Source organism: Levilactobacillus yiduensis (genome assembly GCF_024718525.1).
In the GTDB taxonomy this organism is placed as follows: Bacteria; Bacillota; Bacilli; order Lactobacillales; family Lactobacillaceae; genus Levilactobacillus; species Levilactobacillus yiduensis.
The window spans coordinates 24,942-47,906 of record NZ_JAMXAZ010000021.1; the positions used below are offsets into that span (position 1 = coordinate 24,942).

The following is a 22,965-nucleotide window of genomic DNA, read 5'->3' on the forward strand; positions in this document are numbered from 1 at the left end:
CTACTCTTTCGTCCGCGGATCAAAGGCGTCCCGTAAGCCATCACCCAAGAGGTTGAAGGCTAACATGATGATGGACAGAATCAGTGCTGGCCACCACATTTGATAAGGCAGGAACTGGAAGTTCTTTTGCCCATCGTTCAACAACGTCCCTAGTGAAGCCTGTGGTGAGGAAATCCCGATCCCGATGTAGGATAAGGTGGCTTCAAAGAAGATGGCGTTGGGGATCGTAAACATCGTGTTGATGATGATCACGCTGGAGAGGTTCGGTAACAGATGCTTGAAGGCAATCTTCATCGGTCGCTCACCCAGCGTTCTCGCCGCGAGAATGTATTCTTGCTCTTTTATTTCCATTGTCTGCGCTCGGACTAGTCGGGCCATGTTGACCCACGATGTCAGCGCGATGGCGATGATGATCGAGGTCATCCCGGGTTTCAGAATCAAAATCAACAGGACGATAACAACCAGGTTCGGGATGGACAGGATGATCTCAATGACCCGTTGCATGAACGTGTCAACGCGACCACCCTTCCAGCCCGAGAACATCCCGTACGTGACCCCGATGGTTAAGTCAAACAGGGTTGCCACTAACGCAATGATCAAGGAGATCCGTGTCCCGTAAAGGACCCGAGAGAACAGGTCCCGACCTAAGTAGTCGGTTCCCATGATATAAAATTTGCTGGAAGCCCCAGCCTGCTTATAAGCGTCGATTCGTTCGCCCGCTTGTACCAGTGTCCCGTTAAATCCGTTGATGTTCACACCAGGGATTTTTGAGGGCAAGTTGGCGTATGACGGGTTCACGGCGTTGGGGTCATGTGGTGAGACCACCAAGGACCCAAAGGCCATGATGAACACGATGGCCAACACGATCAAGGATACCCAGGCACCCTTGTTCTTCTTTAACCGCCGCCAAGCATCTTGGGCGAACGTTAAGGAAGGTGCGGCAATCTTTTCGCTATCGAGATTTGCCCGATCATCGGCGGAAATCCGCTTAAAGCTATCTTCAGGGAGTTTAACTGTATCTGCCATTTATTTACCTCCTAGTTAGCCTTGCCTGTGATCCGAATCCGTGGGTCAACGATTCCGTAAAGGATGTCGGTGATCAACAGAACGACACAGAGCATGAATGAATAGATGATGGTCAGGCCCATAATGGTTGGGTAGTCGTTCGTCAAGACGGACTTAACGAATTGTTCCCCAATCCCAGGGATGGAGAAGATGTTTTCCACAACCATTGACCCAGTCATGATGTTCACGGCTAACGGTCCCACAATCGTAATCAACGGAATCAAACTGTTCCGCAGCGCATGGTGGTAAATGACCCCCGTGCGACTCAGCCCCTTGGCCTTGGCGAGTTCAATGTAATCCGAACTCAGCACGTCGACCATTTCCGTTCGGACGAACCGCGCCGATTCGGCTAACGGCGTCGCTCCTAACGCAAGGGTCGGCAAGACCGTGTAGATGAAGCCGCCCCATTCGGCGATCGGGAACCAGCCGAGCTTCAACCCCAAGTAGTACTGGAGCAAAACGGCTAAGACGAAAGATGGGATGGAAATCCCGAGAATCGACACGATCGTTGCCGTGGTGTCGACCCAAGTATTTTGACGCATGGCCCCAAAGGCCCCGACGATGATTCCCAAAATGACCCCAAAGATCATGGCCTGCAGCCCAATCTGCAGGGATGGTCCGATCCGACTTGAAAGCAAGTAGGAAACGGGTTGGTCACTAAATTGGAAAGACGTTCCGAAGTTACCGCGGACAGCCCCTGCCAAGTACAGCAGGTACTGTTGCCAGACTGGCTTATCCAAACCATATTGTTCGTAGATCAGCGCAATCTGACTCTTGGACAACTTAGCTTGGTTGGTCAGTGGCGTCCCGGGTAACAACTTCATTAGGAAGAACGTCACGGTAATAACGATGAATAAGGTCAGGATCAGATAAAAGATCCGCTTTGCTAGGTACTTTGCCATTTGTTTACCTCTCAATCAGTAGACTTATTCGTTACCGTTAAGTTGTTAAACTTAACAAGAACTCCACAAAAACAACAAGATGATAAATGATTGCAATAATATCGAAAAGTAAGGACCAACTCGCGTTAATCCTTACTCCCCGATAAAGCTTATTATGTCAGATTTTCACCTGACGAGTAATAACTGAATTAATTCGTGGCTTACTTAGAAATGTAGGCTTCACTGAAGTCCCAGTTAGCGCCGGTTGGGAAGTAGATCAATCCCTTAACGTTAGACTTGACCAGTTGGGCTTTCCCTTGTTGGTAAATTGGGATGATCCCTTGGTCATTCAAGATGGCCTTTTGGGCACCGACCATGTCGTTCCAACGAGCGGCGGTGTTGTTGGCATCCTTACCAGTAGCAGCGGCGACATCCTTGTCGTAAGTCTTAGAAGCCCATTTCCCGTTGTTGTACGAGTTGTCTGACGTAAACAGTGATAAGAAGGAAATTGGGTCTGGGAAGTCAGCACCCCAAGCGGAGACAACGGCATCAAATTGGCCATTTTGTGAACGGCTCAACCGCGTCTTGAATGGCAAGTTACTGTTGGTAACCTTGATGTTGCCCAGCTTTGCCCATTGACTTTGAACGAACTCGGTAATGTTCTTACCAGCTGGCGTATCATCAGCCATTAAGGTGAAGGAGTAGCTTGAACGACCGGTTTCCTTCAAGGCTTCCTTCCAAAGCTTCTTGGCCTTCGTCAAGTCTTGAGAAGTTGCTGAAGGAACAGCTGCGTCCGTGTTGAAGTCCTTACCCTTGTAAGAAGCTAACCCGGTTGAAACCAGACCCTTAGCAGTCGTTGACCCATCGGCTAAGACCTTGTTGACGAATTGGTTCCGGTTGATGGCCAATGATAAGGCTTGACGCGCCTTCTTATTCTTCATCATGGAATCTTTCTTTTCGTTCAATTCGATGTAGAAGGTCGAAGCACTCTTCCGTTCAACGTATTGCTTAGAGTTCTTGTAGTTCTTTGGTTGTTGGCCACTCAAGTAAGTTGCATCCAGCTTGCCACTTTGGTACTGACTCAAAGCCGTTTGTGGATCCTTCATAGTTTTGAAGTTGATCTTCTTTAGTTTAACATTCTTCGCGTCCCAGTACTTAGTGTTTTTACTCATGGTCCAGTTATCGGACGTCCCAGTCCAGTATGTTAACTTAAATGGACCGTTGTAGACATTCTTTTGGGCGTTTGTTGCGTAACCCTTGCCGTACTTTTGAACGACTGACTTGTTTTGTGGGAAGAACATTGGACTAGCCACCAATGAAGGGAAGTAACTCGTGGCCCGCGTTAAGGTCACAACCACTTTGTACTGGCCAACAGCCTTGATACCCAAGGTTGAAACGGCCTTCTTCTTGTTCATGATCGCGTTGGCGTTCTTAACTGGCGCGTACATGTAAGCGTATTGCGAAGCGGTCTTAGGATTGACGGTCCGTTGCCAGGCAAACACGAAATCTTTAGCGGTTACCTTGTCACCGTTACTCCAGTTAGACTTCCGGAGATTAAACGTGTAGGTCTTCCCGTCTTTAGACTTGGAGTAGCTCTTCGCAACCCCAGGATGAATGGAACTGTTCTTGCCGATCCGTAACAGACCTTCACCGGTGTTATTCATCGTTTCCCCAGAAACAACGTCCGTTGCGGTAGATGAGTCCATGGAAGGTAATGCTGAGCTTTCCATCCAGTTTAACGTTTGCTTGCTGGCTTCACTAGAACTGCTAGAAGATGACCCACACGCTGCAAGTAAGACTGCTGCGAACGTTGCCACCGTCCCTAGTTTGACTGCCGAATTGATTTTCATTTTAAATCCAACCCCTCTTAGTTGTTGTTTGCGAAATAAATTGACAACCTCAAATTTGATATTGCAATTGTATATTAGAAAAAGATTAAAATCAATGGTAAAAGCTAATTTATTTTAAAAAAGTTTTGAAAAGCGTTGGTGTGACAGGGATTTAAATTAAAAATTAAAATCTGATGTCACATTTAGCAAGGCAAAAATTCACCGTTTTTGTATACGGTATACAGAAAAATGGCATAAAAATTAAGTCGCTACTCACCGTTTATTCAGCCTTCGAACCGCTTTCTAATTAGGTAAAACGCTTTATGAGAATTAGGCAAGACGATTTGGGTTACTGAGCAATCAATCTGATTCAGGCAAATTGGCCGCTAAAATCGCCGTCACGAAGACTTACGGGGTAACACGGGTAATTAGGGGCCCGCCCTTGTAGACGGCACTGACAGGCGTTTTTTCTGAAGATGAGCGGTAAACAAAATGACATCCCCTCATTTTTCAAGGGAATGTCATTTTCTAATATTTTGAAAGCTGAAGGTCTAGTCAAACCATAGCCCCACCAGTTGACACTAACTAATTGTCAGGCTAGCTGTCAATTGACGGACTCTCTGTAGCCGAGAGTCCGCCAAATATGGGTTCAGCCGTGGGAGTTACCTTAGTAGCGGTCTTAAGCTGGTTAGGTAACTGGCGTCTTTGAGACGCGACCTTCGGCTCAAAGGCGAGGCGTCGAGACCGCCTTGTGGCTCGACCCGTCCGCCCACAGCGATCCGACCCATATTTGGCGGACGGTAGGCGGCCAGCTCATACCGTGTAGCTGTCCAATGCTGCTGTGTTTACTTGCCAATATAAGCCTTGCTGAAGTCCCAGTTGGAGCTAACTGGGAAGTACACGATCCCCTTGACCTTAGATTTCATCAGCTGTGGCTTGCCACTCTGGTAGACCGGAATGATCCCTTGGTCCTTCAACAGAACCTTTTGGGCGTCGATCATATTTTGCCACCGGGCAGCCGGCTTGTTGGCGTTGGTCGTCGTGGCTTCCTTGATCAGCTTGTCGTAGGTCTTGTTGGACCACTTCCCGTTGTTGTAGGAATTGTCAGACGTGAACAACGACAGGTCGGTGATTGGGTCAGGGAAATCAGCCCCCCACAGGGTCACAACGGCGTCAAATTGGCCGGAAGCCGAACGGGCTAACCGTGTCTTGTATGGTAAATTACTGTTGGTAACCTTGAAATTAGGCAGCTTAGACCACTGACTCTGCACGTATTCAGTCGTGCTCTTGCCTTCAGCGGTGTCATCGGCCATCAACGTCAATGAGTAGCTCTTACGGCCGGTCTCCTTCAACGCTTCGTTCCACAATTTCTTAGCCTTGGCAACGTTGTGTTCCGTCGCAGCAGGAATCGATGCCTCGGCTGCGAAGTCCTTGCCATCACGGACAGCTAAGCCAGCGGTAACGATACCGTTTGCCACCTTCGACCCGTTGTCCAAGACCTTGTTGACGAATTGCTTACGGTTCAAGATCAGCGACAGGGCTTGGCGCGCCTTGACGTTACGCATCATAGAGTCCTTCTTCTCGTTGAGTTCCAGGTAAGCGACCCGTGAACTGTTACGTGCGTGGTATTCCTTGGAATTCTTGTAGTTCTTTGGCTGTTGCCCACTCAGGTAAATAGCGTCCAGCTTGCCACTCTGGTATTGGCTCAACGCCGTTTGGGGATCCTTGACGGCACTGAACTTGATGTGTTGCAGCTTCACAGCCTTGGCGTTCCAGTACTTGCTGTTCTTGCTCAGGGTCCAGTTGTCAGACGTTCCCGTCCAGTAGGTCAACTTAAAGGCCCCGTTGTACACGTTGTTTTGGGCGTTGGTTGCGTACTTCTTGCCGTACTTTTCAACGACCCGTTCATTTTGCGGGAAGAACGCCGTTTGGGCGACCAGCGTTGGGAAGTAATTGACTGGGTGAATCAATGAAACTTGGACCTTGTAGTCCCCCAGTGCCTTGATACCCAACGTGGAGACGGCCTTCTTCCCGTTCATAATGGCATTCGCATTTTTCACGTCCGCGTACAGGTAAGCGTACTGCGATCCCGTCTTGGGATTCACGGTGCGTTGCCAGCCATAGACGAAATCTTTGGCGGTTACCTTGTCACCGTTGCTCCACTTGGATTTCCGCAGGTTAAACGTGTAAGTCTTCCCGTCCTTAGACTTGGTGTAGCTCTTGGCCACGCCAGGATGGGTGCTACTGTTCTTGCCAAATTTCAACAGGCCCTCACCCGTATTGTTCAGCGTCTCACCAGAAACGACATCGGTCGCCAGCGAATTGTCCATCGTGGGCAGCGCTGAGCTCTCCATCCAATTCAAGGTTTGATTTTTGGCCTGACCCGTGCTCGACGAGGTGGTCCCACACGCCGCCAACGCCACCGTTGTCAGCGCAGCGACGGTCCCTAATTTTAAAATCGACTTTACCTGCATAGCATTTCAACCCCTCTAATTAGTTTGCCTAACCAATTGGTTATTGCAGACAACTATATATTAAAATTAAATTAGAATCAATAGCAAATATTAATTAATATGAGTTTAGCTTATTATTCAGGCACTCCCGACTATTTTTTTCGGCCAAAATTGGGAAATTCAGTAATAATAAGATCCAACGGTCACCGGCGCTCTCATCATATTATCATTTACGCAACTTAACGGTTCACCACCTCGTTAATTTTCTGAAAACTCCCGTCAGTGTCAGCTAATCCTGCAACGTTTGGCGGTTGGCATGTTATACTTGGCACATAGACTTTAAAGGAGGGTGATCTTTTGGAAGAAACCCCACGAACACCGGTCATCACGATTGGCTTAAACGCCGGTCAGGCCACTTTTGGCTACTCGATGACCGAACTGAAAAACTTGGTGGAAGCCAACAACATGACGGTGGTTGAAGAAATTCAGCAATCACTACCCAAGCCAAACCCGGGCACTTACTTCGGGACGGGAAAGGTCGAGGAATTGGCAACCATTGTGATTGACGATGGCGTCGATACCATTGTGGTCAACGATGAGCTGACCCCTAGTCAGATTCGGAACCTCGAAGCTGGCACCAAGGCCCGCATCATCGACCGAACCGGTTTGATCTTGGAAATCTTCGCCAACCGGGCGCAATCCCGCGAAGCCAAGCTCCAGGTTCAATTGGCCATGTTGCAATACCAACTGCCTCGGTTGCACACCAGCGCCTCACAACGGCTGGACCAACAAACTGGTAGCGGTGGCGGCGGTGGCTTTACCAACCGTGGTTCTGGTGAATCACAAACGGAAATGAGTCGCCGGACCATTCAACGGTCCATCAACCACGTCAACCACGAACTCAAAGAAATCAACCAAGCCGCAGCCACGCAACGGCAACAACGTGAACGCAACGAATTGCCTTCCGTAGCGCTGGTCGGCTACACCAACGCCGGTAAATCCACGCTGATGAATGCGTTGGTTCGTGAATTTGGTAAGAGCGAGGAAAAACAAGTCTTCGTCAAGAACATGCTGTTTGCCACGCTGGATACCAGCGTCCGCCAGCTGACCTTCCCCGACCAAAAGAAGCTGTTGCTCAGCGATACGGTTGGGTTCGTCAGTCAGCTGCCAACCCAACTGGTCAAGGCCTTCCGTTCCACGTTAGCCGAAGCCGCCAACGCCGACCTCTTGATTCAAGTCGTCGACTACGCGGATCCGAACAAGGAAGCCATGATGGCCACGACGGAACAGACGTTAACGGACATCGGCGTTACCGACGTGCCAATGATCACGGTCTTCAACAAGGCCGATCTGACCGAGGCCCACTACCCGAACCGTGTCGGCGACCAGCTGATCTTATCGGCCAAGGATCCGGCTTCCATTGACGCATTAGTTCAGGCCGTTAAGGAAAAGGTCTTCCACAACTACGTCACGGCCAATTTCTTGATTCCATTTGCAGACGGCGATGTCGTGGCCTACATGAACGACCACGCCAACGTCTTGGACACCAACTATGAAGCAGACGGCACCGCGCTCAAGGTAGAGCTACAGTCGGCCGACTTCGACCGCTTCAAGCAATATGTCGTTACCGAATAAATCCTGATTTAGCCACTCGCGGCCCGCTGCGAGTGGCTTTTTTTAACACAGGTTTTAGCTGGCCGCCTACCGTTCGCTAAATATGAGACTGGATCGCTGTGGGCGGACGGGTCGAGCCACAGGGCGGTCTCGACGCCTCGCCTTTGAGCCGCAACCCACGTCTCAAAGACGCCAGTTCCCTAACCGGCCAAGCCCACCGCTAAGGGAACTCCCACGGCTGAGCTCATATTTAGCGAACTCTCGGCTACAGTAGTGGTTGGTGGCAACTACCAGTCGGTGCGTACGCTGACAGCTGGCAATACGTTGAAGCAACATGTAAGTAACGCGATTGCTTGGCCGGACCACGGGCCAGTATCGCCAGGCGCTGACGATTAATACAAACTGGATTGTCCCGCACTGTTGACTGAATCCACTATCGTGCCGGAGGAGGCCAGGGGTGGAGCCAGCTGTGTCGACGGTGTTGGCTGAGGTTTTGTCTCAGCCTACAGCGTGGGGCGACTTGGGAGACTCGCGGTTCTGGCGAGGCTCTCAAGCGAGGTGGAAGCCCGCTCTTTGGCTGGAGCCGTCCCCCATAGCAGGCGGAACCCCTGGCAGCCGCAGGCAACTGGCATGATCAATGTTGTGGTGAGGCGGACATCTAAACTCCATGTTGCCAAAAAACGCCCAACCACTCTGGTTTAGACCAGGCTGGTTGGGCGTTTGAAATCGTGTTAAGTTGCGCTAGGCTTGGCGCTTTTCCAGGTAACGGGCGAGCACGGACAAGCAGTAGCAGACGACGAAGTACATCAAGGCAATCGCCACGAACATTGGAATAATATAGTTGGTGTTTTGCCCATAAATAATCTGTGACCGGTACAACATTTCTGGCAAGAGAATGATCGTTGCCAGTGACGTGTCCTTGACCAGTGAGATGAATTGGCTAACGATCGCCGGAATCATCTTGACCATGGCTTGAGGCAACACGATGTACCACAGACCTTGCCAGTAAGTCAGCCCGTTGGCGCGGGCCCCTTCCATCTGGCCGGGGTCGACCGCTTGAATCCCGGACCGCACGATTTCTGCCAGCATGGTCGATTCGAAAATCGTCATGGCAAGAATCGCTGCCGGAATGATTTCTGGTTTGACCCCCAGGTTAGGCAATCCGAAGTAAGTAAAGAACAGAATTAAAATCAGTGGCAGGTTCCGGATGATATCGATCACCAGACCCACAATAGCCGATACGTATTTAATCTTCACGTACCGAATGACCCCGAGAATCGAGCCAATAATGAAACTCCCAATGATGGACACAATCGATACTAAAATCGTAATGCCGAGCCCACCGAACAGGTAGCGTAAGTTATCTGGGGAGTAGGCATCAATAAAGTTTTGTAACATAATTTAGTCCCCTCCCCTTTAAGCTAACCGCTTTTCCAAGTAGCGCATGTAGTAACTGATCGGCATGGTGATGACCAAGTACAAGACCCCGACCGCCGAGTACGCCGCAATGGTTTCCAGCGAACTTGATGCGATGACGTTGCCTTGGTACATCAAATCAAAACCACCCACGAAGGCCAGCGTTGAAGAGTTCTTGACCAGGTTCACGAACTGGTTACCCAGTGGCGGAATCACGTACCGAAAGGCCTGAGGCAAGATGATGTAACGCATCGCTTGCCAGAAGGATAACCCGTTGGAACGGGCCCCTTCCATTTGCCCAGGGTCAACGGACTGAATCCCAGCCCGCACCGTTTCAGCGATAAAGGCTGAGGTGTAGAGCGTCAACCCAATCGTCCCGGCCGTGAACCCGTTCATCTTGATGACGTACAGCGGGAAGACCACGTAGAAGAACATGGTGATGACCAGCAATGGGATGTTCCGGAAAATTTCAATGTAGACCCGGGCAACCCCGCGCGCAAACTTGCTTGGTGATTCTTCTAATAGAGCAAAGAACGTTCCTAAAATTAAGCTGAAAATTAATGCGAGTAAGCTACAAAGCAGCGTTTGGCCAAGCCCATACAACAGGGTGCCACCGTAGTCTGAAAAGATATGAATCATTCTTTAGCCGCCTCCTTGTAGTCAAAGCCCTTCACGTTGTGGAACCACTTGTGTAAGAGCTTGTCGTAGGTCCCGTTTGCCCGCAACTCAGTTAAAGCCTTATTGGTTGCGTTTCTAAACGGCGTCTGGTTCTTGTCCATCGCGATCCCATAAGGTTCGGAAACGAACGTCCCCCCGGTCACTTCATAACCCGGGTTTTGGACAGACATCCCGTACAGGATCCCGTTATCGGTCGTCAGCGCTTGGCCTTGACCAGATTTCAATGCCGTCATGGCTTGCGCGTAGTCGGTCAATTGTAAGACCTTGGCCTTAGGCGCCACCTTGGCCACGTTTTCCACAGAGTCAGAACCAACGACCCCGAGGACCGTCCCCTTTTGCTTGTTCAAATCCTTAACGTTCTTAATGCTACTGCCACGCTTGACCAGCAATGACTGGCCGGCGTAGAAGTAGGTGTTGGAAAATGCGACTTGCTTGCGGCGTTCTGGCGTGTTGGTCATAGTCGCAATAATGGCGTCGATGTTCCCATTTTTCAGCATCGGCATCCGCGTCGAACTCGTGACCTGAATGAACTTGGCCTTGGCGTTCTTCCCCAGCATTTGCTTCGTCAGTGCCGTGGCGAGGTCGACTTCAAAGCCTTTGATCTTCCCATCCTTGGTGTCTAGCAGCCCAAATAATCGGGTATCCGCTTTGACCCCCCAAGTAATTGTCTTGGATTGTTTGTCAGTCTGATACACGTTCCGTTCTGACAGCGGCTTGCTGCCACACGCACTGATAATCACCGTCAAGGCAACCAGGGAGAGTAGCAGGCCCAAACTGCGAATTAATTTTTTCATCGTGAGCATACCTCCCTGTGATTAGTGTGTCAAAATCTTGCTTAAGAATTGTCGTGCCCGTTCGTTGCTTGGTTCGCCGTCGAAGAACTTTTCCTTGGAATCGTCTTCCAAAATACGACCGTCCGCCATGAAGATAACCCGGTTGGCCACTTCACGCGCAAAGCCCATTTCGTGGGTCACAATCAACGACGTCATACTGGAGTCCCGGGCAATGGTCTTCATAACGTTCAACACATCATCGATCATTTCAGGATCCAAGGCACTGGTTGGTTCGTCAAACAAGAGGCACTTAGGCTTCATCGCCAGCGAACGCGCAATGGCGATCCGTTGTTGTTGCCCCCCGGAGAGTTGTGATGGCATCTTCGGTGCTTGATCTGCCAAACCAACGCGGTCCAGCATTTCCATAGCGACCTTCTTGTTTTCTTCTTCACCCCGGTGCAACACGATCCGCGGTGCCAGCATGACGTTTTCCAAAATCGTCTTGTTGGCATAGAGATTAAAGTGTTGGAACACCATCCCCACGTTCTTCCGGATCCGGTTCATATCCGTCTTCGGGTTGGCCAGGTCTTGGCCGTTAACGATCAGTTGGCCGTGACGAATCTGTTCCAGCCCATTGACGGTCCGAATCAGGGTCGACTTCCCGGAACCAGAAGGCCCGATCAAGACAACAGTTTCTCCGGCATCGATCGTTAAATTAATATTGTGCAGCGCGTGGAAATCGCCGTAATACTTTTCCACGTTGTGAAATTCAATCATTGACATAAGTATTCCCTCCACTAGTGATTTTTTGCCGTGCTTGCGGCGACTAGCGCCCCATCCAATCCCTTGAGACTGGATTTTAAAGTGTCTAAAGTAAAGTTTAAACCAAAAAAATTACCCGGTCAAAATAAACATCCTTGGGTTGGCCACTCCTACGGAACGTTTTAGGGGTCAAAGATTAGGTGTACCACGGGTCTACTCGTCCTGAAAAATTTTTCATCAGCAGTGATCCGCGTCGACTTGGTCGTCTCCCATTCTTCATGACCACAACCATTTCAACTGGTAAAACGATTTTTGCCATGATTTGTCAAATTGGGGTGACAAAAGACGGTTGGATTTCGTTAGTAAGAGTAGAGGGTGGTACAGACATTGTCGGGATTCGCTACATGGTACGAACTGGCCGCCTTCCGTCCGCCAAATATAGGTCGGAACGCGGTGGGCGGACGGGTCGAGCCTAAGGTCGGTCTCGACGCCTCGGCTTTGAGCCAAAAATCGCGTCTCAAAGACGCCAGTTCCCTAAGCGGCAAGAATCGTGCCACTTAGGGAACTCCCACGGCTGAACCCATATTTGGCGAACTCCCGGTTACGGTGATGGTTGTCCGCAACGATTGGTGTCAGTCGCTAACCCAATCCGACGATAATTGCGACTTTCACGCCCCTTCTCACGACATCAGTTAGAACCACGTACACCTGTATTTGTTCTAGAAACTCTTTGTCATCCCAATAAAAAAAGCCGACCCCAGTAACGGGCCGACGCAATGATTTTGAATTTAAAGCTAGTTGATACGACTCCGCACCGCATAGTTAGCGAACTGAAGATGTCAGGCATCTTCACCAGTGACGCAGGCAATCGTAAATCCACTAATCTTAGTGATGGTAGCGCGAGGTACGCGTCATTGGTTCATCACTGGTTGACGTGGTGTCGTAGCGGGCCTGGCGACTGGTACCGGTGGTTGTGGTACCACGATTGGCGTAGCGCTCCGCCGCCGGTCGGTCATCATGGTGCTTGTAAGCCAACTGCACCGCGACCTGGAAGTCGTTGGGTTGTTCGATCAACGACGTGCGGCCCAGGACTTTGAATGGGCCACCGACCAGCGTGGCGTTGGCCAGATACAACTCAAACTGGTCACGGACGTCGGCGACATTTTGCAAGCCAACCGTGCTGACCACGCCGACACGTTGCTTTTCAGCCTGGTTGATGCCGGCATAAACGACCAGTTGCTGGCCCTCCGTTTGCATCTCGAAGTAAGGAATCAAGACCGCGGGCCCCGAGGCGTAGACGGGTTTACCCGTCTTGCGCGTCTGTTCCATGATTTCCCGGTCGCCTAACCCAGAGTAATCCAGTTGGAGCAACTGGTTTTGTTGTAGACGCGTCGCCAAGTTTTGCACGTTACGGGCGTCGCTGTCACTGGCGGTTAATTTCCCGGGTAATATTTTCTTTTCGTCGAAATACCCATTGGCCGGAATGTTGCGGCCGCCACGTGCGACTGGCTGGTTGCCCTCTTCTGCTTCCTTGGGCTTAATGTGCAGTAACTTTTCAATCTTGGGTGAAATGTCAAATGGTGCCTTTTTCTCCGTGAAGTAATACACCGTGTTCAAATAAACAAAATATAGCAGAATCAGTGCAACTAACAGAATCAATAAGCCCCAGAATGGGTGGCCATTTTGGAGATACCGAAACCCGATGTAGAACAGGTAAAGGTCCCCCAAAGCGCCAATGATGACGTAGATGCGGTTCTTAATTTTTGCGTTGACGTTGATGTACCCTAAATAGTGGTTGACCATGTCAAGAAAGCTTAACATTGTCGGTCCCCCTTCCTTCGTTATTGATTCGTGTCAGTCGTGTGGCTGTACGTGCTAGCACCATTATCGGTCGTGTCCGTGGTGTCATTAGCCGTATCAGCCGTACTGTTGTCGGTCGTTGTGTCATCATTCGTCGTCGCCGATGAACTGACGGCGCTAGATGAGGTCTTCTTTTTCTTAGACGTGGTGGTGCCAGTTGTGCCGGTACTCCCAGTGGTCCCTGTCGTATTAGCGGCGCTGGATTCCGTCGACGAGGTCTTCTTCGCTGAAGAACTTTCTGTATCCGTGGATGAACTATCTGAAGACTCATCACTACTGCTATCGGAGCTACTCTTGGACGAATCGGAATCCTTCTTCTTGCTATCGTCACTAGCCTTCTTCGAATCGCTCGAGAAGCTGCTGACTAACGACGAGCTCGTATTTGAGACCCGTGAAGCCCCTTCGTTGGTCTTCGTGACGGTGTTCGTCACCACGTTAGTTGCTCCGAGAGCCAGTGCCATCGACACAATTGCGAATGGCGTAATCAAGGGCGGTGTGCGATACCCCATGCGTCATTCCTCCTTCCGTTTACCTAATTAAACTCATTGTCGCATAGGAAACTCAAAAATCTGTCAAATTTCTCTTAATTTTTCACTAAGTCTTGTTCCTGAACACCGGCCGCTTTGCACTCGGCACACAAGCCGTAAAGTTCAAAGCTGTGGCCCGCAATTTCACAACCCGGCAGTTGATCCGTGAAGAAATCCATCGGGCACATTTGCAGTTCGATCACCTTGCCACAATTTTGGCAGACAAAATGATGATGGTGTTGGTGGTGCAGGTCACACTGGTACTTGACCCGCGCCCTTTCTTGTTCCGTGTTCTGCTCGACGATACCGACTTCCTCGAATTCCTTTAGATTCCGGTAAACCGTGTTGTGGCTCATCCCCGGGAATTCCGTGCGCATGTATGCGTCGACGGTCACCACATCGGTGTAATGGGCCTGGTTCGTCAGCAAAAACTCTAGTAGTGCGTGCCGCTGCTTTGTCATCTTTAACTTATTCTTCTTTAAAATCGCCACGGCGGTGCTTAAAGATTCTGCCATGATGGGTGGCCTCCTTGTGTTATTTTTTAGTCAAACGATATTTCATAAAAATTGGATGGAACTGGCCGCCTACCGTCCGCCAAATATGGGTCGGAACGCGGTGGGCGGACGGGGTGAGCCAAAGGGCGGTCTCACCACCTCGTCTTTGAGCCGAAGAACACGTCTCAAAGACGCCAGTTCCCTAACCGGCAAGGAACGCCGCTAAGGGAACTCCCACGGCTGAACCCATATTTGGCGGACTCTCGGCTACAGGGTGATTGCTAATCGACAACGCGCTTAACCCTTAGTACCAACTGATTTTACCATTGGTTTTGGACTAACATACAATCACTGATAAGTAGCAATCCGCCGGAGTCAGCCAGCAGTGCAGCCAGCTGTGTCGACCCAGTTAGCTGGCGTTTCTTGCCAGGTTACTGGGTGGGACGCCTTGAAAGACTGACGGTCCTTGTCAGCCTTTCAAGCGAGCCGGAAGACCGCTTCCCAGGCTGAAGGCGTTCCCCATAGCAGGCGGAACTGCTGGCTGACGGAGGCATTTAATCACTTCAACCTGCAGCAGCACTCAGATAATGCCAGCTACATCTAGCTTAAACGGTAGGCGGCCAGCAAGCTCTACGTTGCCGAATTCCCTGTTAGTTTATCATACTTACTGCGAAACTCAACTATACAATGCCTCAATCCCGTTGGAGCCGTGTCATGAGGTCGTCTAACTTGAGCTGCGTTTGTTGCCAATCATCATTGTTCAGCTGAATGGCCTTGCCCCGTAATGCCAGTGGCATGGTCAAGTCACGCCGATACTCGGCACTGGCCAAGCGCTGGGCCATCATGTGTTCGTCATCGCCCCGTTTGCTCAACCGATGGGCCAATTTATCCGGCTGACTGACGGTGAGAAAGATGATCACGGCCTGATCGCCCAGCTCCTTGGCGTAGGTGACGGCCCCCGCACTATCTAACACGATGGCGTCAAAGGGTGCCCGTTCAAAGCCACGCGCCAACCCTTCCTTGGACGAGCCGTAATGATACCCCGCGTACACGACCGATTCCAGGTAATGGTTCTTGGGAAAGCTTGCCGGCGTTTCAAAATAGTAGTCCACGCCATCGACTTCTCCTTGGCGTGGGGGCCGCGTGGTGTGGGTGATGACCTTGGTGACCGGATAGTGATTGACCAGGTATCTTTGCACCGTAGTCTTGCCCGTCCCGGTTGCCCCGGTGATCACTAATACTTTAGGCGTCATGCTGATCCTCCAAATAGGTATTGGCTTGAACCAACAAGCCTTTCAAATTCTCGTAGCTTAACGTATCTTTGGCCGTGGCGTAGTCGAACCAGCCAAAGTCACTGATCTCTTCGACTTGACGCGTAATCTGACTGTCCGCGGGAACCAACGCGGTGTACAGGACCACGTGCTTGTGGTGCCCATTGGCCATATCGTAATTCAGGTCGGCGTGAAATTCTGGATTGATGGCGACCACTAAACTGGTCTCTTCGCGAATCTCACGAACTGCCGTGGCGATGTCACTTTCGTCGCCCTCGACATGGCCCTTGGGGAATCCCCAGAAATGACTAGTCGCACTCTTTAATAGTAGATATTGGATCTGACCGTCGACCAACCGGTAAACGACCGCTCCGCTAGCTTTTTCGGTAATCATGTTGTGTTTCCTCCTCGGCGTAAAACTAAACTCCTTCTATTCTAAATCGAAACGCCCGCCAACGGGGAGAATTTGCGCACCTTTTTCCGAAAACTGCCCGGAACTCTCATTGACTTTTAATTTAATCTTAGGGTACACTATCTGCAACATCATCATTTCGCGGGAAAAACCGCCGAAACTGCTGAAACCTGCGGGCACAATGTGTATTATCAGTATATGGGGTTGCTGCGTCACTTGCCGGTTGTCTTGCCGCCTTGCCGTTCACTAAATATGAGCCGGAACGCGGTGGGCGGACGGGTCGAGCCAAAAAGCGGTCTCGACGCCTCGCCTTTGAGCCGAAGAACACGTCTCAAAGACGCCAGTTTTCTAACCGGCGATTCCGCCGCTAAGGAAACTCCCACGGCTGAGCTCATATTTAGCGAACTATCGGCTACGTTAGCGAAAATCAGTAACGTTGGTATGATCATTAAGCCGGTCAACCTTACATCACTACGCTATTCACGCCAGTTGCTAACCGATATTATGGGGGAGACCACCAATAATCCACCCTCTCAGCCGTGAGTGAAGCGAAATCTAGGCTCAGCCGGGGAATTTAGGAGCGTTCTTCGCTGCTAAATTGGTGACTTTGAGACGGTGAATTTCCGGCTCAAAGCAAGGGGTGAGACCGCCCTTTGGCTCACCCCGTCCTCCCCCAGCGTTCCAGCCTAGAGTTTCGCGTAACGGTAGGCGACCAGCACCAATAACATTGCACCATCGTGTTTCATCTATTATATTAGGAGGCTTTTTATGGGACTTGCGCGTATATTTCGTCGCGAACGCTTAGATAACTACTTGCGAAGTGACCAACACTTTGCCAAAACAATGACGGCCAAGGACTTGATGTCGTTAGGGATTGGGGCCGTCATTGGGACCGGGATCTTCATTTTACCCGGCACCATCGCTGCGCAGTACAGTGGTCCCGGCATCGTCTTATCCTTTCTGATAGCCGCCATCGTCTGTTCCACCGCGGCTATGTGCTATGCCGAATTTGCCTCCGTCCTTCCCGTCGCTGGCTCAGCCTATTCCTACGGTAACCTGGTCTTCGGCGAAATCATTGGCTGGATTCTCGGTTGGGCGTTGATCTTGGAATACGTCCTGGCCGTTGCGGCCGTGGCCAATGCGTTCGGCGCCTATTTCAAATCATTTCTAGCCGGGTTCGGGCTCAACTTGCCCAATGCCATCAACCGGCCCCTATGACCCTGCGCACGGCACCTATGGCAACCTGATTGCCATTCTGGTGGTCTTCTTCATCAGCTGGCTGCTGAACCGCGGGATGCGCGAATCCATGCGTATCAACAATGCCATCGTCATCGTGAAAATTGCCATTATTATTCTCTTTGTGGCGGTCGGCATTTTCTACGTGCGGCCCAGCAACTGGCAACCGTTCGCACCGTTCGGGTCCAAGGGGATTCTGCGGGGCGCCTCAACCGTGTTCTTCGCTTACCTCGGGTTCGACGTGGTCTCCGCGTCCGCCGCTGAGGTGAAGAACCCCAAGAAGAACATGCCTATCGGGATCATCGGCACGCTCATCGTGGCGACGGTGCTGTACATGCTGGTCGCCATCGTCTTGACCGGGATGGTGCACTACACCAAGCTAAACGTGGCGGACCCCGTCTCGTTTGCCCTGACGCTGGTCCACCAAAACTGGACGTCCGGCATCATCTCCCTGGGGGCGTTGGCCGGCATGTTTACCATGATGGTCACCATGATCTACAGTTCCTCGCGGCTGATTTATTCCGTCGGGCGTGACGGTCTGTTGCCCAAGTTCTTGGGTAAGATCGACGCGCAAACGGGAACGCCCAAGCACAGTCTGGCCGTCATCACCGTGGTCATCGCTCTGCTGGGCGGCTTTGTCCCCCTGGCACAACTGACTAACCTGGTCAACATTGGGACGTTGGTGGCCTTCCTGTTCGTCTCATTTGGGATTCTCCGGTTGCGTCACCTGCCGGACTTGCCCCACAACACCGGCTTCCAAGTACCGCTGTATCCATACTTGCCGATTGTGTCCGGCCTGCTGTGCTTCTACATGATGCTGCAACTGCCAGCTGAAACGTGGATCGCCTCGTCCATCTGGTTCGCATTGGGCCTGGTGATCTACTTCGGCTACGGTCTCCGTCACAGCCGGCTCAACGACCAATCCTAGGTTCTAGGTAACGACTGGCAGAGCTGATTGATGATTGTCGACCATAACAATAGTAACAGCGTTTTGCCTCAAACAATCGTTACTGACAACTACCACTACAGCCGCAGTTCGTCAAATATGGGTTCAGCTGTGGGAGTTCCCTTAACGGTGGTTTTTGCCGCTTAGGGAACTGGCGTCTTTGAGACAGCGGGGTTCTGGCTCAAAGCGAGGCCGAGACCGCTTTTTGGCTCGACCGGTCCGCCCACCGCGTTCCACCCCATATTTGACGAACGGAGGCGCCCAGCCCCACACCACGTCACCCATCGACACCCTGTTTTTCCAAGAAACGTTGATTTAAAAAAATTGATAAGGTAGGCGAAGTTTTATGCGTAACCAACAATTTGCCATTCGGCCCACGGCACCCGCCCAGGCCCTTGACGAACTTCAACGGATTCACTTTTTAGATGAGAAAAATGCTGACCTGAGTACCCCTAGTCTGCTGCTACAAGACTTCTACGACCGGAGCTGGCCGGAATTCAAAACGCCAGACGTCATTCACCAACAACTGGCCAACCTGATGGCCACGCCAGATACTGATGGCTGGGACTTCTTAAATAGCCACAACAACGTTCCGGTCACGGTCTTTTATAACCTGGCGTTACAACGACTTGGGTTTGCCGTGGACCTCGACTTCACCTTAGCCGACCCACTGGCAGCCATGGCCAAGATCCAATTGCCGGTAGCCGACCACGCTGGTGCTGATTTCACCGTCGCCGAGCTGAAACAGGCTTGGTACCAGCTGTTGACGACCCACTCGAAGAACGGCCAGACCTTCTTAGACCAATTGACCACTCACGGCTACTTCGACCCCCTCGTTCACGACCCTAACGTCGAAAAACCGTTGATCTTCAACGGCAAGTCCCAAGCTGTCTTTGATACGACCCGCTTGATTCGCGAAGTCGTGTACGTCGAAAGCCCACAGGACACCGACCATGACGGCCAACGCGACCTATTGAAGGCTGAGATCATCCGCCCCGCTGAAACGGAAGCGGGGTTGCAAGTTCCCGTCCTCTACACCGCCAGTCCCTACAACCAGGGCACCAACGATGAGGCCGGCGACCAGATGATGCACAAGGTCAACGTGCCACTACAGCCTAAACAGCCCAATGACGCGACTTTAGCCGACGTAACCGCGCAACCCGATACCACACCGGTGCCCGCTCCTCGGCCCGTCACGGCGACGACCAAGGATGCCGAGCAGACCTTTGCCCGTGAGCAATCCTACACGCTCAATGACTACTTCTTAGCCCGCGGCTTTGCCGTCGTTTACGCCGCTGGTATCGGTACGCTGGATTCCGATGGCGTCCGGGCCACTGGTGATCCCGAGGAAACAACCTCGACGATTGCCATCATCGAATGGCTCGCTGGCAACCGCACGGCCTTCACCAGCCGCGCCGCCACCCAGGCCATCCCCGCTTGGTGGAGCAATCACGCCGTTGCCATGACCGGCCGCTCTTATTTGGGCACGTTGGCCACGGCCGCCGCAACCACTGGTGTCGCCGGTCTCAAGACAGTCATTTCCGAAGCCGCCATTTCCAACTGGTACGATTACTACCGTGACGGTGGCCTGGTCATTGCCCCCGGTGGCTTCCCTGGTGAAGACGCCGACGTGCTGGCCGAGGAAACGTTTAGCCGGCAACGCCAAGCCGGTGACTATCACCGCATCCAGGCCAAATGGCAGGCTGACCTCGCCGCCATCACCCATGACCAAGACCGGGTCACCGGGAACTACAACCGTTTCTGGGACGCGCGCAACTATTTGAAGAACGCCAAGAATATCAAAGCTGACCTGTTGCTGGTTCACGGCCTCAATGACTGGAACGTCAAGCCACGCAACGTCAATAATCTTTGGAACGCCGTGCGTGACTTGCCCGTCGCCAAGAAGCTGATCTTGCACCAAGGCCAACACATTTACATCAACGCCTTTCGGTCGATCGACTACACCGACATCGTTAACCTGTGGCTGACCCACGAGCTGCTAGGCGTCGACAATCAAGCCGAAACGCTGTTGCCAAATGTGATCATCCAAGACAATGTGCAACCGGAAACCTGGAACGCCTACCCCGACTGGGATGCGCCGACCAATCCAACGCGCAGTTTCAACCTGCAGCACGACGAACTGGTCGACCAGCAGACGCACGAGCCGTTGCCATACGCCACGAGCTTCAACGATCAACTGCCAGTTGAACAGTACAACCACTACACCCACCACATTGCTGCTTGGCAACAAGACCTGTTGGGTGACAAGCACAACGACATGTTCAATCACCGCTTGATTTTCAAGTCCGCGGTCCTGACCGACGACCTGTTGTTGGACGGCAAACCGGTCATCGACCTGCGCGTGGCCGTCAACCAGCCCGTGGGGATGCTGAGTTTTCAAATCGTGGATTACGGGGAGGCCAAACGCTTGGGCGTCTCGCCAACCATCCTGGCACGCAAGGCCCTCGACGAAGGCTACCGTTGGCGTGAAGACGACCTGCGTGAATTTCAGCCGGCCGCAACCACACCATTTAAGATGATCACCAAGGGCCACCGTAACCTGCAAAACCGGACCAACGCTTATCACGTCGATGCGTTGAAGCCTAACGAGTTCTACGACCTGAGCGTGACCCTGCAGCCAACGCACTACCGGTTATTGGCCGGGCACCAGTTGGGGCTGGTCATCTACGCCACCGACTTTGGCATGACCGTCCGTGGTAACCAGGACCTGCAATACTCCATCCAGCTCGGCAACTCCGCCTTGCACCTGCCTTACTTGGCAGAGTAACTGTGGTTGGTACTTGACGAACGGGGTGTGTGCTGGCCGCCTACCGTTCGTCAACTATGGGTCGGAACGCGGTGGGCGGACGGGTCGAGCCAAAATGCGGTCTCGACACCTCACCTTTGAGCCGAAGTTCACGTCTCAAAGACGCCAGTTACCTAAACGGCATGAACCATGCCGCTTAGGTAACTCCCACGGCTGAACCCATATTTGACGAACTCTCGGCTACGGAATGGTTGCTCAACGGCATCCAGGTTAAGTCTCGGTAGCTACCGATTCATTAGCAACTGGGGCTAATGTGGTATTCCCTCAAAGGTGCCCATACACCCTAAAGGTAGTGGCCAAACACAATCGCGCTGAGCCTGGCTTTCTCTCCACTATCGACTCTGATAGTTCATGTCAGCACAACTGGCTAGTTCTGTTCCAAGACACCACCAACCGCTATTAACCAATTAATACAACCGCTGATATGCCACGCAATCTTAGCCGGAGGAGGCCGAGAGTGGAGCCAGCTGTGTCGACGGTGTTGGCTGGGGTCTTTTCTCAGCCTACAGCGTGGGACGACTTTGGAGACTTGCGATTTAGGCAAGGCTTCAAAGCGAGCCGGAAGCCCGCTTTTTGGCTGTAGGCGTTCCCCATAGCAGGTGGAACTCTCGGCAGCCGCAGGCGACACAGCTACCACCACGTCACACGAATCTCTGACTAGTCAAAGGTTAAGTGTTTAGAAATGTGGCTAACAGTGATAAACTATTAATAACTCATTAGAAACGGGGGAATTTTTCATGAAACAAGGTACCACGATCATCACCTTAGACAACGGCTACCACCTTTGGACCAACACCCAAGGCACTGGTGACATCCACCTGCTCGCACTGCACGGTGGCCCTGGTGGCAACCACGAATACTGGGAAGACACCGCCAAGCAACTCGCCGCACAAGGCCTGAATGTTCAGGTTCACATGTACGACCAACTGGGGTCTTGGTACTCCGATCAGCCCGACTATAGCGACCCAGAAATCGCCAAGAAATATTTGACTTACGACTATTTCTTGAATGAAGTTGAAGAAGTTCGGCAAAAGCTGGGCATCGACAAGTTCTACCTGATTGGCCAATCTTGGGGTGGCGCTTTGGTTCAAATGTACGCTGCGAAATTCGGCCAACATTTGAAGGGAGCAATCATTTCTTCCATGGTTGATAACATCGACGAATACGTTGAAAGCATCAACCACATTCGGGAAACGGCACTGTCCGCTGACCAAGTGGCTTACATGAAGAAGATCGAAGCTAACGGCAACTATGACGATCCGACCTATCAAAGCTACGTGGACATCTTAAACGATGGCTATGTGGACCGGAAGAAGCCCGCTGCCATTTCTCATTTGATCAGCACCATGGCAACCGACGTTTATGGTGCCTTCCAAGGTGACAACGAATTCGTCATCAAGGGCAAGCTGGCCGAATGGAATTTCCGTGATCATCTGAAGGACATCAAGGTGCCAACCCTGTTGACCTTTGGGGAACACGAAACCATGCCACTGGCAACTGGTAAGAAGATGGCTGAGTTGATTCCACACTCCCGCTTCGTCACAACGCCAGAAGGTGGTCACCACCACATGATCGACAACGCGCCAGTTTACTACGATCACTTGGCAACCTTCATCCGCGACGTGGAAAACGATAATTTTAACGCTTAATCTTTAAACGACTAAGGCCTTCGCCACCCCACTGGGAATTGGCGAAGGCCTTTTTGTGACTGATAATCTGGGCCTAGCTTCACCCATTCTCGGGACCATGGCCACTTCCGACTCGGCTGGTAACGCTAAACGCCGGCTGACTCTGGTATATTGGTGCTTGTCGGTGACACTAGATTCAATTAACGCTAGCTGGTGGTAAGCACCTAATAACTGACCGTATTGAAATATAATTTAAAAAGAGATGGCCCGTCCTCGTTTTTTGAGGACGGGCC

16 protein-coding genes and 1 pseudogene are annotated in these 22,965 nt (G+C 51.7%); 4 read left to right on the forward strand and 13 right to left on the reverse strand.

Annotated elements, in window-relative coordinates:
- The 4 genes from NGM66_RS11015 to NGM66_RS11030 all read right to left on the reverse strand — a co-directional run bounded on the left by NGM66_RS11015 (window position 1) and on the right by NGM66_RS11030 (window position 6,249).
- Window positions 1-1,026, reverse strand: a complete 1,026-nt coding sequence (locus NGM66_RS11015) for an ABC transporter permease (RefSeq protein ID WP_208909107.1) — start codon at window positions 1,024-1,026, stop codon at window positions 1-3.
- A gap of 11 nt (window positions 1,027-1,037) precedes the next feature.
- Window positions 1,038-1,967, reverse strand: coding sequence for an oligopeptide ABC transporter permease (gene opp3b, locus NGM66_RS11020; protein ID WP_208909106.1), 930 nt, complete (start codon window positions 1,965-1,967; stop codon window positions 1,038-1,040).
- Window positions 1,968-2,167: 200 nt separating this feature from the next.
- The gene (locus NGM66_RS11025; RefSeq protein ID WP_208909105.1) at window positions 2,168-3,796 is read right to left on the reverse strand and encodes a peptide ABC transporter substrate-binding protein; all 1,629 of its coding nucleotides are present in this window, start codon (window positions 3,794-3,796) and stop codon (window positions 2,168-2,170) included.
- An 824-nt stretch (window positions 3,797-4,620) separates the two neighbouring features.
- Window positions 4,621-6,249, reverse strand: a complete 1,629-nt coding sequence (locus NGM66_RS11030; RefSeq protein ID WP_208909104.1) for a peptide ABC transporter substrate-binding protein — start codon at window positions 6,247-6,249, stop codon at window positions 4,621-4,623.
- A gap of 336 nt (window positions 6,250-6,585) precedes the next feature.
- On the opposite strand from NGM66_RS11030, the gene hflX reads away from it, so the two are divergent.
- The gene (hflX, locus tag NGM66_RS11035) at window positions 6,586-7,863 is read left to right on the forward strand and encodes a GTPase HflX (protein ID WP_208909103.1); all 1,278 of its coding nucleotides are present in this window, start codon (window positions 6,586-6,588) and stop codon (window positions 7,861-7,863) included.
- Window positions 7,864-8,583: 720 nt separating this feature from the next.
- Here the strand turns inward: hflX and NGM66_RS11040 are convergent.
- The 9 genes from NGM66_RS11040 to NGM66_RS11080 all read right to left on the reverse strand — a co-directional run bounded on the left by NGM66_RS11040 (window position 8,584) and on the right by NGM66_RS11080 (window position 16,017).
- Complete coding sequence (locus NGM66_RS11040) at window positions 8,584-9,240, reverse strand: amino acid ABC transporter permease (RefSeq protein WP_208909102.1); 657 nt, start codon at window positions 9,238-9,240, stop codon at window positions 8,584-8,586.
- A gap of 18 nt (window positions 9,241-9,258) precedes the next feature.
- Complete coding sequence (locus NGM66_RS11045; protein WP_208909101.1) at window positions 9,259-9,897, reverse strand: amino acid ABC transporter permease; 639 nt, start codon at window positions 9,895-9,897, stop codon at window positions 9,259-9,261.
- Window positions 9,894-10,730, reverse strand: a complete 837-nt coding sequence (locus NGM66_RS11050; RefSeq protein ID WP_208909100.1) for a transporter substrate-binding domain-containing protein — start codon at window positions 10,728-10,730, stop codon at window positions 9,894-9,896. Before NGM66_RS11050 ends, NGM66_RS11045 begins: the two co-directional genes overlap by 4 nt.
- A 21-nt stretch (window positions 10,731-10,751) precedes the next feature.
- On the reverse strand, window positions 10,752-11,492 hold the full coding sequence (locus NGM66_RS11055) for an amino acid ABC transporter ATP-binding protein (protein ID WP_208909099.1): 741 nt from the start codon (window positions 11,490-11,492) through the stop codon (window positions 10,752-10,754).
- Between the two features lie 864 nt (window positions 11,493-12,356).
- Window positions 12,357-13,292: a DUF6681 family protein gene (locus tag NGM66_RS11060; protein WP_208909098.1), complete on the reverse strand. Its 936-nt coding sequence runs from the start codon at window positions 13,290-13,292 to the stop codon at window positions 12,357-12,359.
- 20 nt (window positions 13,293-13,312) lie between these two features.
- Entirely contained in the window at window positions 13,313-13,840 is a 528-nt protein-coding gene (locus NGM66_RS11065; RefSeq protein WP_208909097.1) for a hypothetical protein, read from the reverse strand.
- A 74-nt stretch (window positions 13,841-13,914) separates the two neighbouring features.
- Window positions 13,915-14,373, reverse strand: coding sequence for a Fur family transcriptional regulator (locus tag NGM66_RS11070; RefSeq protein ID WP_208909096.1), 459 nt, complete (start codon window positions 14,371-14,373; stop codon window positions 13,915-13,917).
- A 671-nt stretch (window positions 14,374-15,044) separates the two neighbouring features.
- Window positions 15,045-15,605 (reverse strand): nucleoside/nucleotide kinase family protein, encoded by a 561-nt coding sequence (locus NGM66_RS11075; RefSeq protein ID WP_208909095.1) that lies wholly within the window; start codon window positions 15,603-15,605, stop codon window positions 15,045-15,047.
- A complete protein-coding gene (locus tag NGM66_RS11080) occupies window positions 15,595-16,017 on the reverse strand; it encodes a bis(5'-nucleosyl)-tetraphosphatase (protein ID WP_208909094.1) in 423 nt (140 codons plus the stop codon). Before NGM66_RS11080 ends, NGM66_RS11075 begins: the two co-directional genes overlap by 11 nt.
- 786 nt (window positions 16,018-16,803) lie before the next feature.
- On the opposite strand from NGM66_RS11080, the pseudogene NGM66_RS11085 reads away from it, so the two are divergent.
- From NGM66_RS11085 to NGM66_RS11095, 3 genes and pseudogenes are all read left to right on the forward strand, one after another.
- Window positions 16,804-18,199 (forward strand): annotated as a pseudogene (locus NGM66_RS11085) (amino acid permease).
- A 364-nt stretch (window positions 18,200-18,563) separates the two neighbouring features.
- Window positions 18,564-21,005: a Xaa-Pro dipeptidyl-peptidase gene (locus NGM66_RS11090; RefSeq protein ID WP_208909092.1), complete on the forward strand. Its 2,442-nt coding sequence runs from the start codon at window positions 18,564-18,566 to the stop codon at window positions 21,003-21,005.
- Window positions 21,006-21,781: 776 nt separating this feature from the next.
- On the forward strand, window positions 21,782-22,693 hold the full coding sequence (locus tag NGM66_RS11095; RefSeq protein ID WP_208909091.1) for a proline-specific peptidase family protein: 912 nt from the start codon (window positions 21,782-21,784) through the stop codon (window positions 22,691-22,693).
- Window positions 22,694-22,965: the final 272 nt, after the last annotated feature.

What these genes read in the sequence shown, in the direction of transcription:
- NGM66_RS11060 (WP_208909098.1), bottom strand. Translation starts at nt 13,292, where the DNA reads ATGTTAAGCTTTCTTGACATGGTCAACCACTATTTAGGGTACATCAAC.
- NGM66_RS11055 (WP_208909099.1), bottom strand. Translation starts at nt 11,492, where the DNA reads ATGTCAATGATTGAATTTCACAACGTGGAAAAGTATTACGGCGATTTC.
- NGM66_RS11075 (WP_208909095.1), bottom strand. Translation starts at nt 15,605, where the DNA reads ATGACGCCTAAAGTATTAGTGATCACCGGGGCAACCGGGACGGGCAAG.
- NGM66_RS11070 (WP_208909096.1), bottom strand. Translation starts at nt 14,373, where the DNA reads ATGGCAGAATCTTTAAGCACCGCCGTGGCGATTTTAAAGAAGAATAAG.
- opp3b (WP_208909106.1), bottom strand. Translation starts at nt 1,967, where the DNA reads ATGGCAAAGTACCTAGCAAAGCGGATCTTTTATCTGATCCTGACCTTA.
- NGM66_RS11030 (WP_208909104.1), bottom strand. Translation starts at nt 6,249, where the DNA reads ATGCAGGTAAAGTCGATTTTAAAATTAGGGACCGTCGCTGCGCTGACA.
- NGM66_RS11025 (WP_208909105.1), bottom strand. Translation starts at nt 3,796, where the DNA reads ATGAAAATCAATTCGGCAGTCAAACTAGGGACGGTGGCAACGTTCGCA.
- NGM66_RS11040 (WP_208909102.1), bottom strand. Translation starts at nt 9,240, where the DNA reads ATGTTACAAAACTTTATTGATGCCTACTCCCCAGATAACTTACGCTAC.
- NGM66_RS11065 (WP_208909097.1), bottom strand. Translation starts at nt 13,840, where the DNA reads ATGGGGTATCGCACACCGCCCTTGATTACGCCATTCGCAATTGTGTCG.
- NGM66_RS11045 (WP_208909101.1), bottom strand. Translation starts at nt 9,897, where the DNA reads ATGATTCATATCTTTTCAGACTACGGTGGCACCCTGTTGTATGGGCTT.
- NGM66_RS11015 (WP_208909107.1), bottom strand. Translation starts at nt 1,026, where the DNA reads ATGGCAGATACAGTTAAACTCCCTGAAGATAGCTTTAAGCGGATTTCC.
- NGM66_RS11080 (WP_208909094.1), bottom strand. Translation starts at nt 16,017, where the DNA reads ATGATTACCGAAAAAGCTAGCGGAGCGGTCGTTTACCGGTTGGTCGAC.
- NGM66_RS11090 (WP_208909092.1), top strand. Translation starts at nt 18,564, where the DNA reads ATGCGTAACCAACAATTTGCCATTCGGCCCACGGCACCCGCCCAGGCC.
- NGM66_RS11050 (WP_208909100.1), bottom strand. Translation starts at nt 10,730, where the DNA reads ATGAAAAAATTAATTCGCAGTTTGGGCCTGCTACTCTCCCTGGTTGCC.
- NGM66_RS11095 (WP_208909091.1), top strand. Translation starts at nt 21,782, where the DNA reads ATGAAACAAGGTACCACGATCATCACCTTAGACAACGGCTACCACCTT.